Origin of the sequence: Clavibacter sp. MX14-G9D (assembly GCF_032917815.1) — a bacterium.
In the GTDB taxonomy this organism is placed as follows: Bacteria; Actinomycetota; Actinomycetes; order Actinomycetales; family Microbacteriaceae; genus Clavibacter; species Clavibacter michiganensis_K.
In genome coordinates this window covers 1-6,232 of the sequence record NZ_JAVCVL010000164.1, presented here as the reverse complement: position 1 = coordinate 6,232, position 6,232 = coordinate 1, and the positions used below count along the sequence as shown (strand labels likewise).

Here is a 6,232-nt window from a genome sequence, read left to right as displayed (position 1 = left end):
CCGCCGCCCAGCCCCGCATCCGCGCCCGCGTGGGCCCGCCCCCGCGCGCCCGCATCCCCCCGCCGCGCATCAGCCGCGGAGCCGGACGAGTCGCCAGCGGTTGCTGCCGTCGGCGCGCTCGAAGGTGAGGTCGTCGAGGACCGCCTGGGCGAGCGCGAGGCCGCGCCCGCTCTCGCTGAGGTCGTCGGGCATGGAGACCTGCGTGAGGTCCACCTCGGCCGGCTTCCCGTCGTCCTCGAACAGCGCGACGATGCGGTCGTGGCCGCAGATGACGGTGAGCGTGAACGTGACGACGGCGCCGATGCGGCCGCCGACGGCGACGCCGTGCTCGACCACGTTGCCGGCGATCTCCATCACGGCCGTCTCGAACAGCATCCGCTCGGTGTCGTCGACGTCCGAGGCACGGTCCCACACGCCGCTGACGAGGGCGTGCACCGCCTCCAGGCTGTCCTCGACCGCCGGGAGGGTCGCGGAGGCGCGGACGGGCGCGACGGCGCCGTGGCGTCCCTCGTCGACCGCGTCAGCGGTCACCGAACACCCCCTCGGGGGCGTCGTGCACCGTCAGGACGCGGTTGAGGTTGGTGAGCTCCAGCACCGCCCGCACCTGCGCGTTGGGGCGGGCGAGGCGGAGGTCGCCGCCGGCCTGCCGGGCGCGCTTGAGGCCCGAGACGAGGGCGCCGAGGCCCGAGGAGTCCATGAACTCGGTGCTGCCGAGGTCCACGACCACGTAGGGGCGGCCCCCGTCGATGACCTCGGTGACCACGGTGGTGAGCTGACGGGCCGACACCATGTTGAGGCGTCCGCTCGGCGTGACGACGCTGACGTCGGTCCCCTGCTCGGTCACTGCGATGTCGATCATGCGTCCTCCTTGGCCGGCGTGAAGCCCCGGTAGCGGGCCGCACGGATGATGATGCTGAAGATCGCCAGGTCGAACACGACCCAGGCGAGGTTGGTGAACGTGCCGAGCGGCGTGGCCTGCCCGACGGCGAGCCGGAGCAGGCCGATCGCGGAGGCGACGATGAGCGCGCCGATCACGTAGAGCTGCGGCTTCACGAGGTCCCACCGCGGCTTCCCGCTCTCGGCGCGGACCTTCGGCGTGACCGCGAAGTCGAGAGGCTTGCGGAAGAACACGTTGGCGACGGCGGTGGTGACCGAGGAGATCCACACCGGGAACAGCGCCAGCGAGTACTGCTGGCCGCGCCACGTGCGCTTGCCGCGCCCCACCACCGCGAACAGCAGCTGATTGACCACGAGGAACGGGATGAGCCGCACGAAGAAGTCGGTCGAGAGCGCCTGCACCGGCAGCACGCCGAACACGAGGTAGATGATCGGCGCCGCCACGTACACGACGGCCGTGAACCCGGAGAAGTAGCTCCACATGGTGGCGAAGTACATGAGCCGCTGCGGGATGGACAGGGCCTTCTGCAGGAGCGGGTTCTCGCGGAAGAACACCTGGATCGTGCCCTGCGCCCAGCGGAGCCGCTGGGTGAGCATCGTGGGCAGGTCCTCCGGGGCGAGCCCGTAGGCGAGCGTCTCGTCGTGGTACGCGGACTTCCAGCCGAGGCCGTGCAGGCGCATGCAGGTCGCCATGTCCTCGGTGACCGAGATGGTGGCCAGCGGCATGATCGACTGCGCGTCGTCGTCGCGGTGCACGTCGATGTCGCGGACGAGGGCGCGCACGGCGTCGAGGGCGCCGAGCGGCGACCAGTCGCGCTGGGACAGGCGGGACAGGGCCGAGTCGTCCACGAGAGACACGGCGTCCCGGTCGGCGGAGTGGCGGCCGGCGAGCGCGGCGATCTCGGCGAGGTCGGCCTTCAGCGCCGCCATGTCGTCCTGCACCATGCGGGCGGCGATGGAGTCGACGCGCTTCTGGAAGCGGTAGGTCACGTCGGCGAGGCGCTGGCCGCGGCGGAGCTCCGCGCGGGCGCGGCGCACGTCGTAGGCGACGTCGTCCAGCGCCTTGCGGAGGTCGACCTGGTCGGGCTCGAGCTCCGCGCGCGCCTTGTCGAGCACGTCGCCCGCCGTGCGGAGGGCGCGGAACACGCTGATCTCGATGTCGGTCACGTAGCGCGAGACCCCGAGGAGCATGAGCGCCTCGCGGCGGAGGATCGCGTTGGAGCCGCAGAAGAACGCCGCGTTCCAGCCGTCCTTGCCCTGCTGGATGGGGCCGTAGAACAGGGGCGCCTGGCTGCCGAGCGGATCCGAGTCCGGCACGTTCACGAAGACCTGCGGCGTCTGCACGATCGCCATGCGGCGGTCGTCGAAGTACCCGAGCGTGCGGTCGAGGATCTCGGGCTCCGGCACCTGGTCGGCGTCGAGGATGAGCATGAACTCGCCCTCGGTCGTCAGCAGGGCGTTGTTGAGGTTGCCGGCCTTCGCGTGGCGCGCCCGGCCGCTCCAGTCCGCCGACCGGGTGATCCAGCCGATCCCCTCCGCCTCGGCGAGGTCGCGCAGCTCCGTGCGGTTCCCGTCGTCGAGCACCCACGTCTTGTGCGGGTAGGTGATGCGCTGCGCGGCGCGCGCCGTCTCCATCACGAGGTCGAGCGGCTCGTTGTAGGTGGCGATGAACACGTCGACCGTGAGGCCCGGCTGCGGCGCCGGCGGGCGGGGCCGCTCGCGCGCGCGCCACATCGTGAGCCCGAACAGCAGCGAGTCGATGAGGCTGTACGTCTCCGCGAGGACCAGCGGGATGGCGATCCAGAGCGCCTCGGGGTTCACCGAGAACAGGAGCCGCCACACGATGTAGTTGAGGCCGAGGATGGCGGTGACCACCGCGAGCAGCCGGATGACCGCGAAGCGGAGCGTCATGCGGCCCGTGCCGGCGCCGGTCCCGGCGCCGGTGCCGGTCCCGCGGGCGCCCGTGCGCGTCATGCGCGGCTCACGGCGAGGACGGTGACGTCGTCGAGCGGCGTGCCGGCCGCGGCCAGCGTCCGCACCCGCTCGACGAGCGCGTCCACGCCGTCGGCCTCGCGCACGAGGCCGCCGATGAGGTCGAAGGCCGGGTCGCTGCCGCCGAACATGTCGAACAGGCCGTCGCTGAAGGTGACGAAGGTGTCCCCCGGGGCGAGCACGACGTGGCGCTCCTGCCAGCGGTGGTCGGCGTCGATGCCGACGGGCAGGTCGGTCGTGCAGAGGTGCGTGACGGCGCCGTCGGGGTGGACGACGATCGTCAGGCCGTGCCCGGCGTCGGCGTAGCGGAGGAGGCCCGACGCCGCGTCGAGGTGGCCGTGCTGCAGCGTGACGAACGCGCCCGTGCGCTCGAGGTCGGCCTCGAGGGTGCGGGCGGCGTCCGTGACGAGGAGCCCGGTGTCCTCGAGCACGCCCGCGCCGAAGCGGTCCGCGGTGCTGGCGATCCCGCGGAGCACCGCGCGCACGGTCGCCGTGAGGATCGCCGCACCCGTGCCCTTGCCCATCACGTCGGCGATGGAGAAGCGCAGGCCCGACGGGGTCCGCTCGTAGTCGTAGAAGTCGCCGCCCACCACCTGCGCGGGCACGCACACCGCGGCGATCCCGTAGCCGGGCAGCTGGACCTCGGCGGCCGGCAGCAGCGCGGCCTGCACGGCCTGCGCGCGCTCCATCTCGACGCTCGCGATGAGCTCGCGCTGGGCCCACTCGGCGAGCTCCGCGAGGAGGGCGAGCTGGCCGTCGTCGAGCGAGCGCGGACGCAGGTCGTAGAGGCAGAAGGTGCCGATGACCACGCCCTCGGCGTCGTGCAGCGGCTGGCCCGCGTAGAACCGCACATGCGGCTCGCCCGCGACGGAGGGCAGGTGGCGGAAGACGGGGTGCTCCTGGGCGTCCTCGACGACGAGGACCCGGTCCTCCCGGATGGTGGTGTCGCAGAAGACGGCGCTGATGGGCGCCTCGCTCATCTCGGCGCCCGCGCAGGAGGCGAACCACATGCGGTCGTGGTCGGCGAGCCCGATCGTCGACAGGGGCACGTCGAAGGCCGTGCGCGCGAGCCGCGTGACGCGGTCGAAGCGCTCCTCGGGGACCCCGTCGAGCAGGCCCAGGGCCTCGACGGCCCGCTGCGTGGCCGTCGCCCGCGCGTCCTCGATCAGACTCATCCCCGCCCCCTCGCCGTCATGGACCCCCGTCCACGGCACCCGAGATCTCGGGCATCCTCAGCTTACGTGCCCTGATGGATGGGGCGCGTACCAAGTAGCGCTACCGGCTCTTCCCCGGTGTCCGTCCCAGTGGTCCCCGCGGCACGGTGGACGGGGCGACGACGACGGCGGATGCGGTGCCCCCGCAGGGAGTCGAACCCTGACCTGTAGCGATTTTAAGTCGCCTGCCTCTGCCGATTGGGCCACGGGGGCTGGGCGCCGGAGCGCTCCCGACAGCCTACGGTCGACGCGCCCGGGCCGCGTCCACCCCGCGCGCGCGGGCCGCTGCCCCCGGCGGGACGCTCCCACCGGTCGCCCGCGCATGACGACGGCCCGCAGGCTGCTGCCTGCGGGCCGTCGGACGGGTGGTGCCGGGGGATCACACGGATCAGGCCGTGCGGTCCTCGCCCGTGGTCTCCGCGGTGGGCGACGTGCTGTAGCTGCCGGCGAGGGCCGGGGACTTCTCGCCCTCGCTGGGCGCGTCCGCCTTCTCCTCGGCGGCCTTCCTGGCGGGCGCCGCGTCCTCCTTCTTCGGGGCCGGTGCCGCGTCCGCCGCGGGGCGCGGGCGCGACGCGAACGTCTCGAACGCGGTGCGCGGGGTCTCGCGGGCCTCGATGGAGACGATGTCGCGGCCCCAGACGAGGTTGTTCAGCCAGCCCGTGACGACGCGCGCCTTGCGCTCGAAGCTCGGGATCGCGAGGCCGTGGTAGCCGCGGTGCATGACCCAGGCGGGGAAGCCGGTGATGCCGACCTTCCCGGACTGGAACGCGCCCTGGTACAGGCCGAGGCCCGCGACGGCGCCGAGGTTCTTGTGGAAGTAGTCGGTGATCCCCTCGCCGCGGATGCTCGCGGTGAGGTTCTTCGCCATGAGCTTGCCCTGGCGGACGGCGTGCTGCGCGTTGGGGACGCAGAACCCGCCGACGCCGCCGCCGGTGAGGTCGGGGGTGGCCGCCACGTCGCCGGCGCCCCAGGCGTCCGGCACGATGCCGTCGTCGCCCTCGACGCGACCGTCGGCGCGCACGCGCAGGCGCCCGCGCTCCTCGATCGGGAGGTCGGTGTTCTTCAGCATGGGGCTGGCCATGACGCCCGCGGTCCAGACGATGACGTCGGACTCGAAGGACTCGCCGGTGGACAGCTCGACGACGCCGCCGACGGCGGACTTCAGCTGCGTGTCGAGGTGCACGAGCGCGCCGCGCTCGGCCAGGTTCTTCAGCACCCAGTGGCTGGTCTCGAGCGAGACCTCGGGCATGATGCGGCCCATCGCCTCGATGAGGTGGAAGTGCGTGTCCTCGAAGTCGATCTCGGGGTACTTCTTCACGAGGTCGGTCGCGATGCTGCGCATCTCGGCGAACACCTCGATGCCGGCGAAGCCGCCGCCGACCACCACGAAGGTGAGGAGGCGGTCGCGCTCGGGCCCGGCGGGAAGCGTCGCGGCGCGGTCGAAGTTCGCGAAGATGCGGTCGCGGATCGCGACGGCCTCCTCGATGGTCTTCAGGCCGATGGCCTCGTCGGCCACGCCCGGGATCGGGAACGTGCGCGAGACGCTGCCCGCGGTGACGACGATGATGTCGTAGGAGAACTCGTACGGCTCGCCCACGGGCGGCGTGATGGTCGCGGTCTTCGACGCGTGGTCGATGCCGGTGACCTTGGCCGTGACCACGTTCGTGGTGCGGAGGTGGCGTCGCTGGGACACCACGGCGTGGCGCGGCTCGATGGAGCCGGACACGACCTCGGGCAGGAACGGCTGGTACGTCATGTACGGCAGCGGGTCGACCATGGTGACCTCGGCCTCGCCGGATCGGAGGTGCGACTCGAGCTTCCATGCCGTGTAGAAACCGGCGTAGCCGCCGCCGACGATCAGGATTTTGGGCACGATGGATGACTCCCTGCAGGTTGTGGTCGAAATCAGGCTACCCCTATCGGAGCAGCCGTCTGAAATGCCGGTACGCCACGACGCCCATGGCGGCCGCGAGCGCGGCGAAGACGGACAGCACGAGGGCGGGGATCCCGACCTGGCGGAGAGCGCCGGCCGTCGGCACGGCGTCCGCCGCGGGGTCGGCGGTCGGGCCGTCGGCGGGGACCGCGGGCTCGGCGTCGGGTCGCGCGGACGCCGCGGGATCCGGCGTCGC

Annotated in this window: 5 protein-coding genes, 1 tRNA gene and 1 pseudogene; all 7 read right to left on the bottom strand. The window is 72.5% G+C overall.

Features of this window, described 5'->3' with window-relative positions; genetic code table 11:
• Positions 1-69: 69 nt before the first annotated feature.
• Entirely contained in the window at positions 70-531 is a 462-nt protein-coding gene (locus Q6969_RS12000; RefSeq protein WP_317230646.1) for an ATP-binding protein, read from the bottom strand.
• The gene (locus Q6969_RS11995; protein WP_317230645.1) at positions 521-859 is read right to left on the bottom strand and encodes an STAS domain-containing protein; all 339 of its coding nucleotides are present in this window, start codon (positions 857-859) and stop codon (positions 521-523) included. Before Q6969_RS11995 ends, Q6969_RS12000 begins: the two co-directional genes overlap by 11 nt.
• Entirely contained in the window at positions 856-2,871 is a 2,016-nt protein-coding gene (locus tag Q6969_RS11990; protein WP_396335545.1) for a glycosyltransferase family 2 protein, read from the bottom strand. The genes Q6969_RS11995 and Q6969_RS11990 overlap by 4 nt, the downstream gene beginning before the upstream one ends.
• Positions 2,868-4,064 (bottom strand): SpoIIE family protein phosphatase, encoded by a 1,197-nt coding sequence (locus Q6969_RS11985; RefSeq protein ID WP_317230644.1) that lies wholly within the window; start codon positions 4,062-4,064, stop codon positions 2,868-2,870. Before Q6969_RS11985 ends, Q6969_RS11990 begins: the two co-directional genes overlap by 4 nt.
• 177 nt (positions 4,065-4,241) lie before the next feature.
• Positions 4,242-4,316: transfer RNA gene (locus Q6969_RS11980), tRNA-Leu, on the bottom strand.
• Positions 4,317-4,491: 175 nt separating this feature from the next.
• Positions 4,492-5,976, bottom strand: coding sequence for an NAD(P)/FAD-dependent oxidoreductase (locus Q6969_RS11975; protein ID WP_317230643.1), 1,485 nt, complete (start codon positions 5,974-5,976; stop codon positions 4,492-4,494).
• 43 nt (positions 5,977-6,019) lie between these two features.
• Positions 6,020-6,232, bottom strand: a pseudogene (locus Q6969_RS11970) (peptidase S8); the annotation flags it as partial.

Coding starts and splice junctions, on each gene's coding strand:
- Q6969_RS11985 (WP_317230644.1), bottom strand. CDS start 4,064: ATGAGTCTGATCGAGGACGCGCGGGCGACGGCCACGCAGCGGGCCGTC.
- Q6969_RS11990 (WP_396335545.1), bottom strand. CDS start 2,871: ATGACGCGCACGGGCGCCCGCGGGACCGGCACCGGCGCCGGGACCGGC.
- Q6969_RS11995 (WP_317230645.1), bottom strand. CDS start 859: ATGATCGACATCGCAGTGACCGAGCAGGGGACCGACGTCAGCGTCGTC.